Raw genomic sequence first — 19,229 nt, 5'->3', positions numbered from 1 at the left:
AAATAAAACAAGTTGTTATTTTAGAAAAGGTATTCAAAATAGCAACTTGTTTTTGTTATGATAAAAAATGAGAAAAGTGAGAAAGGAAGTTGTACATGTCAAAACGAATTGTTGCGATTATTTTAGCTGTTGCTATTGTGATGATAGGGATTATCATGAGTACTGTTACAACGGTAGTGTCATCCATTTTTAGTGATGCTAATACGTTGGATGAAGATTTACCCTCTTCAGTTGTTGAAAAAGGAGATGCGTCTCACCAAATTGCAGAAATTAACATAGATGGTGAAATTATGGATTTAGGTTCAGGTGGTTTATTTGGTGGTACAGGCTATGATCATCAAAATATTATTAAACAACTTGAAAGTATTCAAAATGACAGTACTGTGAAAGGTGTATTGTTAAATATTAATACTCCAGGTGGCGGAGTGTACGAAAGTGATGAATTATATCAAAAAATAAAAGAAACACAAAAGAAAGGTAAGAAAATATACGTTCAAATGAAGAGTTTAGTAGCTTCTGGGGGATACTATATCTCAGCTCCTGCAGATAAGATTTATGCTGGTCCTCAATCGATGACAGGCTCTATTGGTGTTATATCTCAATCAACAGATTATTCAGAGTTGATGAATAGACTTGGTGTGAAAACAAATACAATTAAATCTGGAGATCATAAAGATATTATGTCCCCAACTAGAGAAATGACAGATGAAGAACGTGCCATTTTACAATCTATTAATAAGGATAGTTATGATCGTTTTGTGGAGATAGTAAGCGATGGTCGTCATATGTCGGAATCAAAAGTTAGACAATTAGCTGATGGTCGTTTATATAGCGCAAATCAAGCAAAATCAAATGGATTGATTGATAAAATTGGATACAAAGATACAGCACTAAAAGATATGAAGAAAGAGATTGGCGCTAAAGATGCTCAAATTATTACATATGATGAGGCTTCATCAGGTATGGGATCATTTTTTGGTATGAAAACTTTCTATAATGATTTAAAAGCAGATATAGAACATTTTACATCTCTTGTTCATCACCGTTCTGAAGCAAGACCAATGTATATGTATGAAGGGTAGGTGAAATCAATGGCATACACTCATTTAAATGATCAAACTAATTACAATCCGTATAATGATCGTATTAATGGTGAAGTTGAAGCGAGTCAGGTTATTCAAACGCATCAACATGAGCTTAATGCGTTTTTTTACGCAGGATTTGGACGACGATTTTTAAGTTACATCATTGACCTCGCAATATTATGGGGTATTACACAAATTATATTCAAACCATTATATGCCTTTACTGGAATAGATCAATGGCAACTTTGGATTAGTTATTTTAGTGTTGAGCATATTATTGATGCAATGCTATATTTTGGCTATTTCATACTGATGACCAAGTTTTTTCAACAAACAATAGGAAAAATGATTTTAGGTATTAGTGTCTATACTACTGGAATTAATAAGTTACGATGGAGCGATGTAGTTTTTAGAGAATGGATAGGTCGTATCATTTCCAATGTGCTTTTTGGTTTACCTTATTTGTTCGTAGTGTTTACACCTAAACATATTGGCGTCCATGATTATTTTGCGGATACTGTAGTGGTTAAAAATAAATATTTAAAATATATTCGTGAAAATGAAGCTTTATTACGTGATAACACGCAATATAACTCGTATAATAATTAAGAAACTTAATCTAGGAGGTTGTAAACATGTCACAAGTTACTTTTAAAGGAAATCCAATTCAATTAACTGGTCAAGAAGTTGAAGTAGGTCAACAAGCACCAGATTTTAAAGTAGTTGATAATGACTTAAATCCAAAATCACTTGCGGACTTTAAAGGTAAGAAAAAATTAATTAATGTGGTACCATCATTGGATACGGGGGTTTGTGACCAACAAACACGTCGTTTTAACGAAGATGCGAGTCAGGAAAATGGCTACGTATTAACAGTATCTCTAGATTTACCATTTGCTCAAAAAAGATGGTGTGCATCAAGTGGCCTTGACAACGTCATCACATTAAGTGACTATCAAACACATTCCTTCGGTGAAAGCTATGGCGTTGTAATGGAAGAGCTACAGCTTTTAGCACGTTCAGTATTTGTGTTAGATGAAAATGATAAAATCGTTTATAAAGAAATTGTTCCTGAAGGTACGGATTTTCCTAACTTTGAGGCAGCATTAGAAGCTTATCAAAAATTAGGTTAATCTTAAGAGACTAAGGATATCTAAATGATATAAAATAGGGCGAAACTTTAAAGTGGAGTAAAACGCATTGGACTGTGTTGCAATGCGTCACCTTAAGTTTCGCTCTCAATTTTTGTAGAGAGGACGGGAATTATGACAGAATCCCAAACGGTAATGGAGCAACTGTTTAAAGTAATAGATGAAAAAACGAAAGTTTTGAATGAAGAGAATGGACAAAGTTTTATTGAAAATTTAGGTTTAGCATTAGAACATATTTATACATCTCAGCGTCAATTGCTCGAACAAAGCACACTACAGGATCGCAGAAAAGCATTTCAATTTGCGTATCTAAGTCAACTTCAAAGAGAAGAAGTCCAAGCTAATCATCAGATTACACCAGACTCAATCGGTTTGATTGTAGGGTTTTTAATATCTCAATTTCAAAACAATAGTGAGGCTGTGCACATTGTAGATTTAGGAAGTGGTTCTGGACATTTAAGTGCATCTATCCATGAAGTTATGAAAGATACAACTTTAATGCACCATTTAGTTGAAGTAGATCCAGTATTATCTCGACTGAGTATCCATCTTGCTAACTTTTTAGAGATTCCGTTTGATGTTTACCCTCAAGATGCCTTAATGCCTTTACCATTTGAAGAGGCAGACATTGTAGTTGGAGATCTGCCCATTGGATATTATCCCAATGATGAAAGAAGTCATGAAATGCGATTAGGATTTGAAGAAGGGCATAGCTATGCACATTACCTGTTTATTGAACAAGCAATTGAGACAGTAAAACCAAGTGGATATGTTTTTCTAGTAGTTCCAAGTCAAATTTTTGAAGATTCCAATGTAAAACAGCTTGAAAATTTTATTGCAACAGAAACAGAAATGCAAGCTTTTTTAAATTTACCGAAAACACTTTTTAAGAGTGAAAAAGCGCAAAAATCTATATTAATATTACAACGAAAAAAACAAGGTGAAACTAAGCCTGTAGAAGTATTATTGGCTAATATTCCAGATTTTAAAAATCCACAAAACTTTCAAAATTTCATCACTGAATTAAAAGAATGGATGTCACAAAATCATCCTAAAAATTAATCTGTAATACTCTTGAAATTAATCTGTATTAATGGTTAAATAGATTTGAATAAATTTAAAACACATTGGAGGCATTCCTTATGTCAAAGTTAATTCTGGCGATTAACGCTGGTAGTTCATCTTTAAAATTTCAATTAATTGAAATGCCGGAAGAAAAGTTAGTAACTAAAGGTTTAATCGAGCGTATCGGTTTAAAAGATTCAATTTTTACAATTGAAGTGAATGGTGAAAAACACAAAGTTGTAGATGACATTAAAGACCATGAAGAAGCGGTAAATATTATGTTAGATAGCTTCCAAAAACATGGTATTATTGATGATATTAATGATATCGATGGTACTGGTCACCGCGTTGTACACGGTGGTGAGCGCTTCCCAGAATCTGCATTAGTGACGGACGAAGTTATTGCAGATATCGAAAAGCTTACAGATTTAGCACCACTTCATAATCCAGCGAACTTAATGGGTATTCGCGCGTTCCAAAAATTATTACCAAATATTCCACATGTTGCGGTATTTGATACATCATTCCACCAAACTATGCCTGAATCATCATATTTATATAGCTTACCTTATGACTACTATAAAGATTATGGTATCCGTAAATATGGTTTCCACGGTACAAGTCACAAATATGTGTCACAACGTGCTGCAGAAATTTTGGATAAACCAATCGAAGAGTTACGTATGATCTCTTGTCACATCGGTAATGGCGCATCAATTGCTGCGATTGATGGCGGTGAATCTGTTGATACTTCAATGGGCTTTACACCACTTGCAGGTGTAACGATGGGAACACGTTCAGGTAATATCGACCCTGCTTTAATCCCATTCATTATGGAAAAAACAGGAAAAACTGCTGATGAAGTATTAAATATTTTAAATAAAGAATCTGGATTACTTGGAATTACAGGTACATCTTCAGATTTACGTGATATTGAAAGTGATGCAAGCAATGGTAATAAACGTGCTGAGTTAGCACTTGAAGTATTTGCATCTCGTATTCATAAATATATGGGTTCTTATGCAACACGTATGCACGGTGTAGATGTTATCATCTTCACTGCTGGTGTAGGAGAAAACTCAGATGTTATTCGTGCACGTGTATTAGAAGGACTTGAATTCATGGGCGTTTATTGGGATCCTCGTAAAAATGAAGGATTACGTGGTAAAGAGGCTGAATTAAACTATCCACATTCACCAGTTAAAGTGCTTGTCATTCCTACAAATGAAGAAGTAATGATTGCACGTGATGTTATCAAATTTGGTAACTTATAATCCACTATAATTAAATGAGATAAAAAATAGCGGCAACCAATTAAACTTATGGTTGCCGCCTTTTTATACTTTTAGTGAAATTACTTAAATATCAAAGTCATTGAGTAATTCTTTAGTTGCAACTTTCGGTTCAAATGTTTCAGGGATTTGTTCAGTTCTAACAACTAAAACATCACAGTTAGCATGACGCACAATTGCTTCAGATACAGAACCTACAATAAAACGCTCAACAGCATTTAATCCAGAAGTCCCACACATAATAAGGTCAACATCAAGCTCGCCATCATTTGCTTTTTTAGGAATAATTGATTTAGGTGAGCCGAATTCTAATATTGTATCAACACTCTCTATGCCTTCACGTTGTGCTTCTTCTTTATAACCATTTAAGAGCTTTTCAGCAAACTGTCTTGATTTTTCAGTGAATTTTGAGTCGTATACTTCAAAAGATGTATAAGTTCTTGAATCAATGACATTCATAATTGTTAGTTTAGCATTATTACGTTTAGCAACTGCAACTGCTTTATTAAAAGCCCATTCTGCTTCGTGTGAACCGTCTACTGCGATTAGAATATTTTGATAAATATACATAATGAAAACCCCTTTCTATGATCACTTATATTATACCACAATGTATATATTTAATTCTTCATATATTAAAAATTATAGCACTTTAAAGCCAAGAATGATTGCGCTTACATTTAGTATGAGTTATGATATCTATGGAGGTGTTAGGAGTATGAAAATTGGAATTCCTACTGAGATTAAAAATAACGAAAACCGTGTTGGTTTATCACCAAGTGGGGTACACGCACTTGTTGAAGCTGGACACAATGTTTATGTACAAAAAGGTGCTGGAGAAGGTTCTTACTTTGAAGACAATGATTACGTAGAGGCTGGGGCTGAAATCATTGATGACCAAGCGAAAGTTTGGGATGTTGATATGGTTATTAAAGTAAAAGAACCTTTAAAAGAAGAGTATGGTTACTTTAGAGAAGGGTTAATCTTATTTACTTATTTACATTTAGCAAATGAACCAGAATTAACTGAAGCGTTAATTGAAAATAAAGTGGTAGCTATTGCTTATGAAACAGTTCAATTACCAGACCGTTCATTACCATTATTAACACCAATGAGTGAAGTAGCAGGACGTATGTCAGCTCAAATCGGTGCACAATTCTTACAACGTTTTAATGGTGGATTAGGTATTTTACTTGGAGGTATTCCAGGTGTACAAAAAGGTAAAGTTACTATTATTGGTGGGGGCCAAGCTGGTACAAACGCAGCTAAAATTGCATTAGGTTTAGGTGCTGATGTAACGATTTTAGATGTTAATCCTAAACGTTTACAAGAATTAGAAGATTTATTTGATGGTCGCGTTCATACAATTATGTCTAACCCGCTTAACATTGAAGAACGTGTTAAAGAAAGTGATTTAGTTATTGGTGCGGTATTAATTCCTGGTGCTAAGGCACCTAAACTTGTAACAGAAGAAATGGTTAAAGCAATGAAACCGGGATCTGTACTTGTGGATATTGCCATTGACCAAGGTGGTATTTTCGAAACTACAGATAAGATTACAACACATGACGATCCAACATATATTAAACATGACGTTGTACATTATGCTGTTGCAAATATGCCTGGTGCAGTACCGAGAACATCTACAATTGGTTTAAATAACGCAACGTTGCCATATGCATTACAAATTGCAAATAAAGGATATAAACAAGCGTTATTAGATAATGAACCATTATCACGTGGTTTAAATGTTTATGAAGGTAAAGTGACAAATAAAGCTGTTGCTGATGCATTTGATCGTGAATATACATCAGTTAGCGAGGTACTAAAATAATTGAAATCATAACTTCAAAGATAAAGGTTAAGCGAGCGCTTCGCTTAACCTTTTTTGTTACTTAGGAGCGTGTGTTAAGATCTCACATCCGTTTTCAGTAACATATATATCATCCTCAATTCTCACTCCTGCCACACCAGGAACATAAATACCAGGTTCAATTGTGAACACCATACCTTCTTCAAGTGTATTCGTATTTGTATTTGAGATGTCAGGAAACTCATGCAAGCCTAATCCAAGACCATGACCTAAACGATGTGGGAAATACTCACCATATCCAGCTTGTTCAATAATACCGCGGGCTTTATCATCGAGTTCTTTAATAGTGATACCTGGTTTGATAAGTTCGATAGCTGCTTGTTCTGCTTCTAACACAGTATTATAAATTTCTTGCGCTTTTGATTCAGGAGTACCGAAAGCAACTGTACGTGTAATATCACTGCAATAATGTTCATAGACAACGCCTAAGTCAAAGAGTACATATTCATCTTGTTTTAATTTACGATCACCAGGTACACCGTGGGGTTCAGCTGCATGATCACCAAATAATACCATAGTATCAAAACTCATTTCATCAACGCCACGCTGTTTAATAGTTTGTTCGATATGGTTTACAACTTCTCTCTCTGTGATGCCTTCTTTTAGAAAGTCTTGTCCTATTTTAATACATTGATCCGCAAAATCTGTTGCCTTACGTAGAATTTCTAATTCTGATTCAGATTTTATATTACGTAAATTTTTAATTGTTAAATCTATTGAACTAAATTGATTCACACTAAATGCTTCATGTAAAGCATTGTATCGTTTGACTGTAAGATGTTCTTCTTCAATTAATAAATGATTAAAAGTATAAGGTAATTTTGAATAAGGTGATTCTGTATCAAGATAACCGATGATTTTTCCTTCAAATGGTGAGTTTTTAACCGCTTCAACATCCAATTGAGGACATACTAAAATTTCTTCACCTGATTCTGTAATTAGAAATGCTAATAAACGTTCATGCGGATCTGTGTGAAATCCTGTAAAATAAAATACATTTGTAGGATCTGTAATCCAAATAGCATTCGCTTTATAATCTTTGAGTGTTTCTAACAAGTGTTTTGTTTTCAATGTTAATCCTCCTAACGACATTTACTTTCTCTTATATTTTATTCGAGAAAATTATAAAATACAAATGGCTATGTGTTGTAATATGTGAGAGCGGGTATAATAATATGAGTAGAATAGAGGAGGATGAGATATGAAATTATCTTTTCACGGACAGTCAACAGTATATTTTGAGGCAAATGGTAAAAAGGTTATTATTGATCCATTTATTTCAGGGAATGAACTATCAGATTTAAATGTTAATGAATTAGAAGTAGATTATATTGTATTAACACACGGTCATGCAGATCATTTTGGTGACACAGTTGAAATCGCAAAAAGAACTGGTGCTACAGTGATTGGATCAGCTGAGCTTGCTGATTATTTGACTACTGCTAAGGGAATCGAAAACGTTCACCCAATGAATATTGGTGGACAATGGAAGTTTGATTTTGGAACTTTAAAATTTGTTCAGGCTTTTCATAGTTCTAGTCTTACTGATGATAATGGTATTCCTGTTTATCTAGGTATGCCAATGGGGGTTATTATCGATATTGAAGGTACAACTGTTTATCATACAGGAGATACAGGCTTGTTTAGTGATATGAAGTTAATTGCAGAACGTCATCCAGTGGACGTATGTTTTATACCAATTGGTGATAATTTTACAATGGGCATTGATGATGCGAGTTATGCGATTAATTCGTTAATAAAACCTAGAATTACAGTACCAGTGCATTATGATACATTCCCATTAATCGAACAAGACCCTGAGAAGTTTAAAGCTAAAGTCACTGAAGGTGAAGTTCAAATTTTAAAACCAGGTGAAGAAGTTCGCTTATAGATTAAAGATAAAATCAATCCTTTAAGTACTAAAAACTCAACCACTAAAGTATGTATTTTAAACATTGCGGAAGATTTACACATGTTTAACATACTTTAGTGGTTATATTTTGTAGTTGATTATTTCGCATTTAAAAAGTTGAAATTTATTTCACAATAAGAACAGGAATTTTTGCTCTTTTCGCAACTTTGTGGCTCACACTGCCTAAAATTAATTTTTTTCCTTCTTCTGCTTTACGGTTACTTAATACTACAATGTCATAGCGACCGCTATTCGCGTAATCAACAATAACTTGTTTTGGATTACCGCGCTCAATAATTTCTTCATATTTAATATCATGAGCCTCTAACTTTTCACGTGTAGGCCCCATATTTGTTTGACGAATCTTTTTTAATTCATCAACGTGAGTTCCCATTTTGACTGAAGCTTGGGCATCTTGTTCTCCAATAACATTTAACAAAGTTACTGTAGTCGTGTCACCTGAAAGTCTTACAATTTCTTCAAGTGCTTTAGCATTTTTAAGATCAGTATCGACCGCTAATAATATATTTTTATGCATTCTGATCTACCTCCTTAAATATAGTGTAAAGAAAAGTACCTATAATTTCATCCATTTCAATTTTTATAAAGTATTTTGACACACATCGTTGTATCTTAGCATTCATTGAAGAAACACGTTATAATAATGAATGATTTATTATTATGATTTTGTCCTGTTTATTTGATAGGTCAACACATAAGGAATTAGTGAAATAGAGGTATCGTAATGACAAAGCATGAACAAATCATAAAACATATAGAAAATCTTTCTGTAGGTCAAAAGATATCAGTTCGTAAGATTGCAAAAGATTTAGATGTGTCTGAAGGAACTGCATATCGTGCCATTAAAGATGCTAATCAACAAGGGCTTGTTGCTACTATTGACCGTGTTGGTACAGTGAGAATTGAAAAGAAAAGCCGTGAACAATTAGAACATCTCACTTTTGGAGAAATTGCTAAGATTGTCGATGGGCACCTGATTGGTGGAAAAGGAGGACAATTTAAAGCACTTACAAAGTTTGCCATTGGTGCAATGGAATCGAATGTTGTCATGAATTTTGTATCCAAAAACACGTTACTAATTGTCGGGAACCGTTTAGATGTCCAAAAAGCAGCACTTCAAAAAGGCAGTGCGGTGTTAATTACTGGGGGCTTTGACACCACAGATGAGATTAAACAAATTGCCAATGAAAATGATTTACCAATCATCTCATCAAACTATGACACATTTATGGTTGCGAATATTATTAATCGAGCAATTTACAACCAAATGATAAAAAAAGAGATACTGCTTGTAGAAGATATTGTTATACCAATAGAAGATACATCTTACTTAAAAGATGATATGACCATTTCTGAAGTGGAAAAAGAAGCACGTTTATCTGGTCATTCACGTTTTCCAGTTGTAGATGAGGCTTTAAAATTAGTTGGACTGATTACAAGCAAAGATATTATAGGACATCGATCAAGTGAACTTGTGTTATCTGTGATGTCCAAACCACCTATCAGTGTTCAACTTAATACAACAGTAGCTAGTTGTGCGCATCTTATGATATGGGAAGGCATCGAATTATTACCTGTAACTGATAATCATAAGAAACTTATTGGTGTTATATCAAGGGAAGATGTGCTTAAAGCAATGCAAGTCGTTGGTCGACAACCTCAAGTTGGTGAAACTATTAACGACCAAGTAGCAAAACATATAGAGATACGTAATAATCAAATTTTAGTTGAAATCACACCACAATTAACCAATCAATTTGGTATGCTAAGTAAATCCGTTTCTTTGGCTATTATCGAAGAAACTATTAAATCTGTAATGAGAAAATATAAAAAAGTAGAAGTTATGATTGAGAGTTTAAACATCTTTTATATTAAAACCGTACAGATTGAAAACGAAGTAGAAGTATTGTATCAGATTCTCGACATGGGACGGAATTTTGCTAAGTTAGAAGTAACTTTAGAAAGTGCCCATCAACCTGTTGCTAAAGCTTTAATATTATGTCAATTGCTAGATCATTAGAAGGAGTTTAAGAGATATGAATACATTTGAAGAAATAAAAAATACAATTGAATTATATGATACTATTGTCATTTTTCGACATGTAAGACCCGATCCAGACGCATTGGGTTCACAATTCGGATTGTTTCATTACTTAAAACGACGTTATCCAAAAAAATCTATTTATACAGTAGGAGAAATGGAACCTACACTCTCTTTTATGGGAATGTCTGATGAGATTAATGCTCAGACTTACTCAGATGATGCACTGTTTATAGTATGCGATACAGCAAACGATGCGCGAATTGATGGGCTTACAATTCCAGCTTCACAAAAGCTTATAAAAATTGATCATCATCCTCCTGTTGATCAATATGGTGATCTTAATTATGTAGATACGAATGCTTCATCAACAAGTGAGATTGTTTATAACATGATTGAACAATTAAATGGTCTTCAAGATATGGATGAAAATGTTGCTAAAGCATTATATCTAGGTATTGTAGGGGATACTGGACGTTTTATGTTTAGTAATACTACGACTAGAACATTTCAAGTTGCCAGTTCATTGATTCAGTATGATATCGAACCACAAAGACTGTTAAATCAGTTAGGTGAAAAAGAACCGCACTTAATGCCGTTTCACGGTTATGTGTTACAAAATTTCGATTTACATGAGGATGGGTTTTGCCAAGTTAAAATTACCCAAGATATTCTTCATCAATATCATATTAAACCAAATGAAGCTTCATTATTCGTAAATGCTATAGCAGATTTGAAAGGTTTGAAAATATGGGTCTTTGCAGTTGACGAAGGTAATGATATTCGTTGTCGAATTCGTTCAAAAGCAATTACAATTAATGATGTAGCAGCAGAGTTTGGTGGCGGAGGACATCCTAATGCTTCTGGCGTTTCTGTAAAAGATTGGGATACATTTAATCGTTTAGCATCAAGATTAAAAGAAAAACTAAAATAAGAAATTAAAAGATAGAGGGACGAAGTTTGATTTAATAAGAGGGTGAGTTAGAGTGGTCGCACATTTAAATATTCATACAGCTTATGATTTGCTTAATTCAACAATGAAAGTAGAAAATGCGGTACATCAAGCTAAAGCAGCAGGTTATAATGCGATAGCAATTACAGACCTTCACGTCATGTATGGTGTCCCAAAATTTTATGATGCATGTCTTTCTCAAAATATTAAACCAATTCTTGGTATAACTGTAAATATTACTGATGAATTTAATCAAATTGAAGCAATCCTTTTAGCAAAAGATAATGATGGGCTTCAAGATTTATTTGAAATATCGTCCTTTATTAAAGTAAATCGTCTAAATACAATTACAATTGATAAATTGCAATCTTTTTTAAGCCATCATATCCTTATTTTCAAAAAGTTTAACGATCAATTGATGCACTGGTTAGATAATATTCCAGAATCTGTCTCAATATACCTCGATCATACATCGTCTCAGATAAAGCACCTTGAGCAAGTTTGGGTTCAAAGTGCTTTTTATGAAAAACCAGAAGATAAAGAAGCATTAAAAGTACTTTCTGCAATTAGAGATAATCAAAAAGTTAATTTTGTTGAGAAAGATGCATCACCAACCGAGTATCTTTATTCTGTACAAGAACTGATTAATTCCGGTATAAATCGCTCGTTATTAGATAAAACGGAAGACATTGCGAATGCATGCAATGCAAAACTCAATTATCATCAATCTCTTCTTCCTGAATTCAAAACACCAAATGGTGAGAGTGCAGATGCCTATTTATGGAATTTACTTGATCAGGCTTTGAAGCACTCAGGGCTAGATGATGATATCTATCGACAACGTATGACGTATGAATATGAAATCATTCGTGAAATGGGTTATTCTGATTATTTCCTTATTGTGAGTGATCTCATTCATTTTGCTAAATCTAATGACATTATGGTTGGACCTGGTCGGGGATCATCAGCGGGCTCTCTTGTGAGTTATTTACTCAATATCACAACCATTGATCCTATAAAATATGATTTACTATTTGAACGCTTCTTAAATCCAGAGCGTGTCACTATGCCAGATATTGATATCGATTTTGAAGATACTAAACGTGAAAAAGTGATTCAATATGTACAAGAAAAATATGGAGATCACCGAGTAGCCGGTATTATAACGTTTGGTCATTTATCAGCAAAAGCAGTAGCTCGTGACGTAGGGCGTGTTTTAGGATTCGATGAGATTACGCTTAGTGAAGCATCTAAAAATATTCCTAGTCAGTTAGGAATAACGTTAGACGAAGCTTATAAACACCAACCTTTTCATGATTTTGTACATCGAAACTATCGTCATGAGCAGTGGTTTGAACTTTGTCGAAAACTTGAAGGTTTACCGAGGAATACCTCTACACATGCGGCTGGAATCATTATAAATGACCAGCCATTGGAAACAGTCATCCCATTAACAGAGGGGGATGCTGGACTTCTAACACAATGGACCATGACTGAAGCGGAACGTATAGGATTATTGAAGATTGACTTTTTAGGATTAAGAAATTTATCAATTATTCATCAAATCATTAAACAAATTAAACGTCATCAAAATGTGGAAATCGAAATTGAAAAAATTCCACTTAACGATTCGAATGTATTTAAATTGTTGTCTAAAGGTGATACAACAGGAATATTTCAATTAGAATCTGATGGTGTACGTAAAGTACTTCAAAAATTAAGACCACAGCATTTTGAAGATATTGTGGCGGTTACTTCTCTTTATCGACCAGGACCTATGGAAGAGATACCAACTTACATCAAACGCCGACATGATCCTAAAGAAGTATCATATTTGCATCAGGACCTAGAGCCGATATTGAAACGCACATATGGTGTAATCATTTACCAAGAACAAATCATGCAAATCGCTAGTCAGTTTGCTGGTTTTTCATATGGTAAAGCCGATATATTAAGACGTGCAATGAGTAAAAAGAATCGCGCGGTTTTAGAAAGCGAACGCCAACATTTTATAAATGGTGCATCGGAACGTGGTTATAGTACTGCATTAAGTCAACAAATATTTGATTTAATTTTAAAGTTTGCAGATTATGGGTTTCCAAGAGCACATGCTGTAAGCTATTCAAAAATTGCATATATAATGGCATATTTGAAAGTTCATTATCCGACTTACTTTTATGCAAATATACTGACGAATGTGATTGGACATGAAGAGAAAACAATCGCTATAATTGATGAAGCAAAATCACATCACATCCAAGTTCAAGGTCCTCATATAAATAAAAGTATGTGGCGGTATGTCTCTGAAATAGATAAATTGTATATATCTCTAGGTGCGATTAAAGGCATAGGTTATCAAAGTGTTCAATCAATTGTATCGGAACGCATTAACAATGGACCGTTCAAAGACTTTTTTGATTTATGTGAACGTTTACCTAATCGTATAAGAACACGTCGGTTACTTGAAGCACTTATTTTAACTGGTGCACTAGATAGCTTTGAACAAAATCGAGCAACCTTATTACAATCCATTGATAAGGTCATTGATACTGAAAGTGAGTTAGATCAGAGTTTTCTTGAAACCTTTGCAACAACTAAAAAAGATTATAGTGAAACGGAAGAGATGCCGGATGAAATGATAAGTCAGTATGAAAAACAATACTTAGGATTTTATGTGACAACCCATCCAACTGAAAAACTATTTAAAGCTAAACAATATTTAGGTGTTTTCAAATTAGACACACGATTGAGTCAAAAACCTATTTTAATCACGATTGATCAAATCAAAATCATTCGTACCAAAAAAGGTCAACAGATGGCATTTGTAACGATTAACGATGGTCAAAAAGTAATAGATGGTGTGCTCTTTCCCAATGTTTATTCCAAGATGAATGTATCACTTGAGGAAGGGACAGCCTATATTGTGAGTGGTAAATTTGAAATGAGAAACCAAAGAACTCAATTGATAATTAATGAAATATTGGATTTAGAGACGTTCGAAGCACAGAAATTAAAATATTCAACTCGCATTGTTGTACGAGTTTTTCCAGAAGAAGTATCGAGCATGATTCGTCATCAATCACCGAAAAATAATAGTACAATAAAAATAGACTTTTTTGACGAGAATACACACCAATTTAAGACACTAGGATATTTAGAGAGTGAAAATGAAAAAATATATGAATTTTTAAGTGCTTTTGAGCCACATCAAATACGTATTTTATAAAAACAAGCTATCTTTAGCGATAGTTATCATAAATACTGTGCTTAATACAGTCAGTGCTACCATTAGTGTATGGGTTTAGTATCTATCAAAGGTGTGCTATAGTATAATGATGATTAAGTATGCAGTTATTGAGGAGTCTAAAGTTTTTAATGGGAGATGATGATATATGTCATTAAGAGATGACGCTCTACAACTACACAAAGAGCATCAAGGTAAATTAGCTGTATGTCCTAAAGTTAAGGTAACAAATAAAGAAGAACTCAGTTTAGCTTATTCACCAGGGGTAGCGGAACCTTGTAAGGACATTCATGAGGATAAAAGTAAAGTTTATGATTATACATTAAAAAGTAATACTGTAGCAGTGGTTTCTGATGGTACAGCTGTATTAGGATTAGGAGATATTGGTCCAGAAGCGAGTATCCCTGTTATGGAAGGTAAAGCTGTGTTATTTAAAAGCTTTTCAGGTGTAGATGGGATTCCTATTTCGCTCAATACTAAAGATACTGAAGAGATCATTCGTACTGTAAAATTGTTAGAACCTAACTTCGGTGGCATTAATTTAGAAGATATTTCAGCACCACGTTGTTTTGAAATTGAAAATCGTTTAAAAAAAGAAACAAAAATTCCAGTTTTTCACGATGATCAACATGGTACTGCAATCGTAACAGTTGCAGGATTGATAAACGCTTTACGCATTGTCAATAAAGAAATGTCAGACATAAAAGTAGTTTTAAATGGTGCGGGTGCTGCAGGTATTGCAATTGTTAAACTATTATATTCGTATGGTATTAGAAATATGATTATGTGTGATTCAAAAGGTGCTATTTATGAAGGTCGCGCATATGGTATGAATGAAACGAAAGAAACAGTTGCTAAATGGACAAACAAAGACAAAGTAGAAGGAAAATTAGTAGATGTCATTAAAGATGCTGATGTATTCATAGGTGTATCAGTAGCAAATGCGCTTACTGAAGATATGGTTAAATCCATGAATGAAGATCCAATCATCTTTGCAATGGCAAATCCTAATCCAGAAATCGAACCTGACAAAGCTAAAGCAGCAGGGGCTAAAGTAATCGGAACAGGACGTTCTGATTTTCCGAACCAAATTAATAACGTCTTAGCATTTCCAGGGATCTTTAGAGGCGCACTTGATGTACGTGCGACACATATTAATGAGGAAATGAAACAAGCTGCCGTTGAGGCGATTGCAAATTTAGTATCCGATGAATCTCGTCACGTTGATTATGTGATTCCAGAACCGTTCGATTATAGAGTTGCACCAACTGTAGCAAAAGAAGTGGCTAGAGCTGCAATGGAATCAGGTGTCGCTAGAATTGATGTAGACCCAGAAGACGTATATGAAAAAACTTTAGCGCTTACGGACTTAAAAAAATAAATTCAATGTTTGGTTAGTCTGTGGTTACGTGTGGAGGTAATTTAAATGTTTAAAGATTTTTTTAATCGTAATTCTAAAAAGAAAAAATATATTACGGTTCAAGATTCAAAACAAAATGATGTACCAGAAGGTATCATGACAAAATGTCCAAATTGTAAAAAAATCATGTACACTAAAGAATTAACTGAAAATCTTAATGTCTGCTTTAATTGTGATCATCATATTAAGATTTCAGCATATGGACGTATTGATGCAATCAGCGATGAAGGGACATTTGAAGAGTTTGATAAAGGCATGACCTCTGCAAACCCATTGAATTTTCCAGGATATGAAGAAAAGATCGAAAAAGATCAAGAAAAAACGGGCTTAACTGAAGCGGTTGTCACAGGAACAGCTGAATTAAACGGAATTAAATTTGGCGTAGGTGTTATGGATTCTCGTTTTCGAATGGGAAGTATGGGTTCTGTAGTCGGAGAAAAGATTTGCCGAATTGTTGATTACTGTACAGAACACCGTTTACCATTTGTATTATTTACCGCTTCAGGTGGTGCTCGTATGCAAGAAGGTATTGTATCATTGATGCAAATGGCTAAAACGAGTGTGTCATTAGAAAGACATTCAGCAGCTAACCTTCTTTTTATATCGTACATGACACATCCAACTACAGGTGGTGTTTCAGCGAGTTTTGCATCGGTAGGAGATATTAATCTTGCAGAGCCAAAAGCATTAATAGGCTTTGCAGGTCGCCGTGTTATTGAACAAACCATTAATGAAAAATTGCCTGAGGATTTTCAAACAGCTGAGTTTTTACTTGAACATGGGCAAGTTGATAAGGTGGTTCATCGTAGTGAGATGAAAAAGACACTAGCAACATTATTTGAAATGCATAATGGGGTGAATCGTTAATGTTAGATTTTGAAAAATCCATTGAGGATATCAAAAAGAAAATACAGTCATTAGAAGAGACACAGCAAAAAAATGATGTCGACCTCAGTGATGAAATCGATTTACTTGAAGCGGCATTACAACATGAAAAAGAGAAAGTATATCTGAATTTAAAACCTTGGGATCGTGTTCAGATTGCAAGACTACAAGAACGTCCAACAACATTAGACTATATCCCATATATTTTCGAAGATTTTATAGAACTTCATGGAGACCGTAATTTTAGAGACGATCCCTCTATTGTGGGAGGGCTTGCCTACCTTGATAAACAACCTGTAACAGTAATAGGGCATCAACGTGGAAAAGATACGAAGGATAATATTTATCGTAATTTTGGAATGGCGCACCCAGAAGGATATCGTAAAGCATTGCGATTAATGAAACAAGCAGAAAAGTTTAATCGTCCAATTTTTACGTTTATAGATACTAAGGGTGCATACCCTGGTAAAGCAGCTGAAGAACGAGGTCAAAGTGAGTCTATTGCGAGAAATTTAATTGAAATGGCTTCATTAAAAGTACCTGTTATTTCTATAGTCATAGGTGAAGGCGGTAGTGGTGGTGCACTTGGTTTAGGTGTAAGTAATCGTCTATTGATGCTAGAAAACAGTACTTACTCTGTAATATCACCTGAGGGAGCTGCGGGTATATTATGGAAAGATAGCTCATTAGCTAAAATTGCTGCTGAAACTATGAAAATAACAGCATATGATTTACAAGAACTAAAAGTTGCTGACAAAATAATCAAAGAGCCTTTAGGTGGTGCACATCACGATGTTGAGATGTTAGCCAATCACATTAAAGAAGAGTTTATTAACCAACTTAAAACTTTTAAAGATTTAAGTCCAGAAGAAATTAAGGATGATCGATTTAACAAATATAGAAATATTGGTACTTTTGTAGAATAATGATATAAATGATACTATTTTTCTATACTTCTTAAATTTTACGTCAAAGCCTCAGCTATATCGTTAATCTATAAACGATGATAGCGGGGTTTTTTTAATACATTAAATGGCTGTTGAGAATGAAATGTTAAAGGATTGAAGAGCAATTACTATTTATTAATAGTCAAAGGAAAGACTACAATTTTTGTATTAAATAAAATAATCGAATAAATACATATTTAATTATTAAAAATAAACCAATAAAAATTTTACATAATAGGATGTTGTACGGTTTATAAAAACGTTTACACTATGTAAATCGTTTGTTTTTGATGGAATGAGATTAAATTTTGTGGTATTTTTAACATAACAACATTGCAAAAGAGGGTATGTCTACATGAAAAAAATTGCAGTTTTAACAAGTGGTGGAGATTCTCCTGGCATGAATGCAGCTATTCGTGCAGTTGTGAGAAAAGCAATCTATCATGATATTGAGGTTTATGGTATTTATCAAGGTTATTTAGGTTTAATTAATGATGACATTCATAAGCTTGAGCTTGGTTCAGTTGGCGATACGATTCAACGAGGCGGTACATTCCTTTATTCAGCAAGATGCCCTGAATTTAAAGATAAAGAAGTTAGAGCCAAAGGTATTGAAAATCTTAGAAAACGTGGTATTGAGGGATTAGTTGTTATCGGTGGTGATGGTAGTTATAGAGGAGCACACCGTATAAGTGAAGAATGTAAAGATATACAAACTATTGGTATTCCTGGAACAATAGATAATGATATTAATGGTACTGACTTTACAATAGGATTTGATACGGCTCTTAATACAATTATTGACTCTGTCGATAAAATTCGCGATACCGCTTCTAGCCATGCACGTACTTTTATTATTGAAGTAATGGGACGTGACTGTGGTGATTTAGCGCTATGGTCTGGTTTGGCAGTCGGTGCTGAAACTATTATTACACCTGAAACAAGTTATGATATGAAAGACATTGCTGAGAAAATTCAACATGGTATAGATCGCGGTAAAAAACATTCAATTATCATTGTAGCTGAAGGTTGTATGACAGGTGATGCATGTGCTTCAGATTTAACAAAATATATTAATGTAGATGCACGCGTATCTGTTTTAGGTCACATTCAACGTGGAGGAAGCCCTACAGGAGCAGATAGAGTATTAGCCTCTCGTTTAGGCGGTTATGCGGTTGAATTACTAATGTCAGGTGATACTGCTAAAGGTGTTGGTATTAAAGACAATAAACTAGTTGCAACAGATTTCGATACTATTTTCAATAGCGGCTCAGAACGAAAATACACACAACGTATGTTAGATTTAACAAAAGAATTATCGATTTAATCTAGGAGGCATTA

17 protein-coding genes are annotated in these 19,229 nt (G+C 34.0%); 14 read left to right on the top strand and 3 right to left on the bottom strand.

Annotation, left to right across the window (positions count from 1 at the left end):
* Positions 1-95: 95 nt before the first annotated feature.
* The 5 genes from sppA to HHH54_RS01330 all read left to right on the top strand — a co-directional run bounded on the left by sppA (position 96) and on the right by HHH54_RS01330 (position 4,575).
* Complete coding sequence (gene sppA / locus HHH54_RS01350; protein WP_198617030.1) at positions 96-1,082, top strand: signal peptide peptidase SppA; 987 nt, start codon at positions 96-98, stop codon at positions 1,080-1,082.
* Positions 1,083-1,091: 9 nt separating this feature from the next.
* Complete coding sequence (locus HHH54_RS01345; protein WP_198617029.1) at positions 1,092-1,694, top strand: RDD family protein; 603 nt, start codon at positions 1,092-1,094, stop codon at positions 1,692-1,694.
* Positions 1,695-1,720: 26 nt separating this feature from the next.
* Positions 1,721-2,218, top strand: a complete 498-nt coding sequence (tpx, locus tag HHH54_RS01340) for a thiol peroxidase (RefSeq protein WP_198617028.1) — start codon at positions 1,721-1,723, stop codon at positions 2,216-2,218.
* Positions 2,219-2,350: 132 nt separating this feature from the next.
* The gene (locus tag HHH54_RS01335; protein ID WP_198617027.1) at positions 2,351-3,298 is read left to right on the top strand and encodes a class I SAM-dependent methyltransferase; all 948 of its coding nucleotides are present in this window, start codon (positions 2,351-2,353) and stop codon (positions 3,296-3,298) included.
* Positions 3,299-3,378: 80 nt separating this feature from the next.
* Positions 3,379-4,575, top strand: coding sequence for an acetate kinase (locus HHH54_RS01330; RefSeq protein ID WP_198617026.1), 1,197 nt, complete (start codon positions 3,379-3,381; stop codon positions 4,573-4,575).
* Positions 4,576-4,659: 84 nt separating this feature from the next.
* Here the strand turns inward: HHH54_RS01330 and HHH54_RS01325 are convergent, their stop codons facing one another.
* Positions 4,660-5,163, bottom strand: a complete 504-nt coding sequence (locus HHH54_RS01325; RefSeq protein ID WP_198617025.1) for a universal stress protein — start codon at positions 5,161-5,163, stop codon at positions 4,660-4,662.
* A gap of 148 nt (positions 5,164-5,311) precedes the next feature.
* On the opposite strand from HHH54_RS01325, the gene ald reads away from it, so the two are divergent.
* Positions 5,312-6,427: an alanine dehydrogenase gene (gene ald, locus HHH54_RS01320; protein WP_198617024.1), complete on the top strand. Its 1,116-nt coding sequence runs from the start codon at positions 5,312-5,314 to the stop codon at positions 6,425-6,427.
* Positions 6,428-6,484: 57 nt separating this feature from the next.
* Here ald and HHH54_RS01315 read toward each other — a convergent pair whose 3' ends face one another.
* Entirely contained in the window at positions 6,485-7,558 is a 1,074-nt protein-coding gene (locus HHH54_RS01315) for a M24 family metallopeptidase (protein ID WP_198617023.1), read from the bottom strand.
* Between the two features lie 109 nt (positions 7,559-7,667).
* On the opposite strand from HHH54_RS01315, the gene HHH54_RS01310 reads away from it, so the two are divergent.
* A complete protein-coding gene (locus HHH54_RS01310; protein WP_198617022.1) occupies positions 7,668-8,357 on the top strand; it encodes a metal-dependent hydrolase in 690 nt (229 codons plus the stop codon).
* 145 nt (positions 8,358-8,502) lie between these two features.
* On the opposite strand, the gene HHH54_RS01305 is transcribed toward HHH54_RS01310, so the two are convergent.
* The gene (locus HHH54_RS01305) at positions 8,503-8,916 is read right to left on the bottom strand and encodes a universal stress protein (RefSeq protein WP_198617021.1); all 414 of its coding nucleotides are present in this window, start codon (positions 8,914-8,916) and stop codon (positions 8,503-8,505) included.
* Between the two features lie 207 nt (positions 8,917-9,123).
* On the opposite strand from HHH54_RS01305, the gene HHH54_RS01300 reads away from it, so the two are divergent.
* The 7 genes from HHH54_RS01300 (at position 9,124) to pfkA (ending at position 19,215) form a co-directional block, all read left to right on the top strand.
* Positions 9,124-10,419: a DRTGG domain-containing protein gene (locus HHH54_RS01300; protein WP_198617020.1), complete on the top strand. Its 1,296-nt coding sequence runs from the start codon at positions 9,124-9,126 to the stop codon at positions 10,417-10,419.
* Between the two features lie 16 nt (positions 10,420-10,435).
* Positions 10,436-11,374 (top strand): DHH family phosphoesterase, encoded by a 939-nt coding sequence (locus tag HHH54_RS01295; RefSeq protein ID WP_198617019.1) that lies wholly within the window; start codon positions 10,436-10,438, stop codon positions 11,372-11,374.
* A gap of 52 nt (positions 11,375-11,426) precedes the next feature.
* A complete protein-coding gene (locus HHH54_RS01290; protein ID WP_198617018.1) occupies positions 11,427-14,618 on the top strand; it encodes a DNA polymerase III subunit alpha in 3,192 nt (1,063 codons plus the stop codon).
* 166 nt (positions 14,619-14,784) lie between these two features.
* Positions 14,785-16,017: an NADP-dependent malic enzyme gene (gene ystJ / locus HHH54_RS01285; protein WP_198617017.1), complete on the top strand. Its 1,233-nt coding sequence runs from the start codon at positions 14,785-14,787 to the stop codon at positions 16,015-16,017.
* Positions 16,018-16,062: 45 nt separating this feature from the next.
* Positions 16,063-16,923 (top strand): acetyl-CoA carboxylase, carboxyltransferase subunit beta, encoded by an 861-nt coding sequence (gene accD, locus HHH54_RS01280; RefSeq protein WP_198617016.1) that lies wholly within the window; start codon positions 16,063-16,065, stop codon positions 16,921-16,923.
* Positions 16,923-17,867 (top strand): acetyl-CoA carboxylase carboxyl transferase subunit alpha, encoded by a 945-nt coding sequence (accA, locus tag HHH54_RS01275; RefSeq protein ID WP_198617015.1) that lies wholly within the window; start codon positions 16,923-16,925, stop codon positions 17,865-17,867. The genes accD and accA overlap by 1 nt, the downstream gene beginning before the upstream one ends.
* A gap of 376 nt (positions 17,868-18,243) precedes the next feature.
* On the top strand, positions 18,244-19,215 hold the full coding sequence (pfkA, locus tag HHH54_RS01270) for a 6-phosphofructokinase (protein ID WP_198617014.1): 972 nt from the start codon (positions 18,244-18,246) through the stop codon (positions 19,213-19,215).
* Positions 19,216-19,229 lie beyond the last annotated feature (14 nt).

It is taken from the genome of Staphylococcus canis, assembly GCF_016238445.1.
GTDB classification, from domain to species: domain Bacteria; phylum Bacillota; class Bacilli; order Staphylococcales; family Staphylococcaceae; genus Staphylococcus; species Staphylococcus canis.
Note: the sequence above shows the minus strand (reverse complement) of the source record. Positions and strands in the feature narration are given on the sequence as shown.

Bases quoted from the DNA above. Each gene is read 5' to 3' on its own strand.
- sppA (WP_198617030.1), top strand. From the start codon at position 96: ATGTCAAAACGAATTGTTGCGATTATTTTAGCTGTTGCTATTGTGATG.
- HHH54_RS01345 (WP_198617029.1), top strand. From the start codon at position 1,092: ATGGCATACACTCATTTAAATGATCAAACTAATTACAATCCGTATAAT.
- tpx (WP_198617028.1), top strand. From the start codon at position 1,721: ATGTCACAAGTTACTTTTAAAGGAAATCCAATTCAATTAACTGGTCAA.
- HHH54_RS01335 (WP_198617027.1), top strand. From the start codon at position 2,351: ATGACAGAATCCCAAACGGTAATGGAGCAACTGTTTAAAGTAATAGAT.
- HHH54_RS01330 (WP_198617026.1), top strand. From the start codon at position 3,379: ATGTCAAAGTTAATTCTGGCGATTAACGCTGGTAGTTCATCTTTAAAA.
- HHH54_RS01325 (WP_198617025.1), bottom strand. From the start codon at position 5,163: ATGTATATTTATCAAAATATTCTAATCGCAGTAGACGGTTCACACGAA.
- ald (WP_198617024.1), top strand. From the start codon at position 5,312: ATGAAAATTGGAATTCCTACTGAGATTAAAAATAACGAAAACCGTGTT.
- HHH54_RS01315 (WP_198617023.1), bottom strand. From the start codon at position 7,558: ATGTCGTTAGGAGGATTAACATTGAAAACAAAACACTTGTTAGAAACA.
- HHH54_RS01310 (WP_198617022.1), top strand. From the start codon at position 7,668: ATGAAATTATCTTTTCACGGACAGTCAACAGTATATTTTGAGGCAAAT.
- HHH54_RS01305 (WP_198617021.1), bottom strand. From the start codon at position 8,916: ATGCATAAAAATATATTATTAGCGGTCGATACTGATCTTAAAAATGCT.
- HHH54_RS01300 (WP_198617020.1), top strand. From the start codon at position 9,124: ATGACAAAGCATGAACAAATCATAAAACATATAGAAAATCTTTCTGTA.
- HHH54_RS01295 (WP_198617019.1), top strand. From the start codon at position 10,436: ATGAATACATTTGAAGAAATAAAAAATACAATTGAATTATATGATACT.
- ystJ (WP_198617017.1), top strand. From the start codon at position 14,785: ATGTCATTAAGAGATGACGCTCTACAACTACACAAAGAGCATCAAGGT.
- accD (WP_198617016.1), top strand. From the start codon at position 16,063: ATGTTTAAAGATTTTTTTAATCGTAATTCTAAAAAGAAAAAATATATT.
- accA (WP_198617015.1), top strand. From the start codon at position 16,923: ATGTTAGATTTTGAAAAATCCATTGAGGATATCAAAAAGAAAATACAG.
- pfkA (WP_198617014.1), top strand. From the start codon at position 18,244: ATGAAAAAAATTGCAGTTTTAACAAGTGGTGGAGATTCTCCTGGCATG.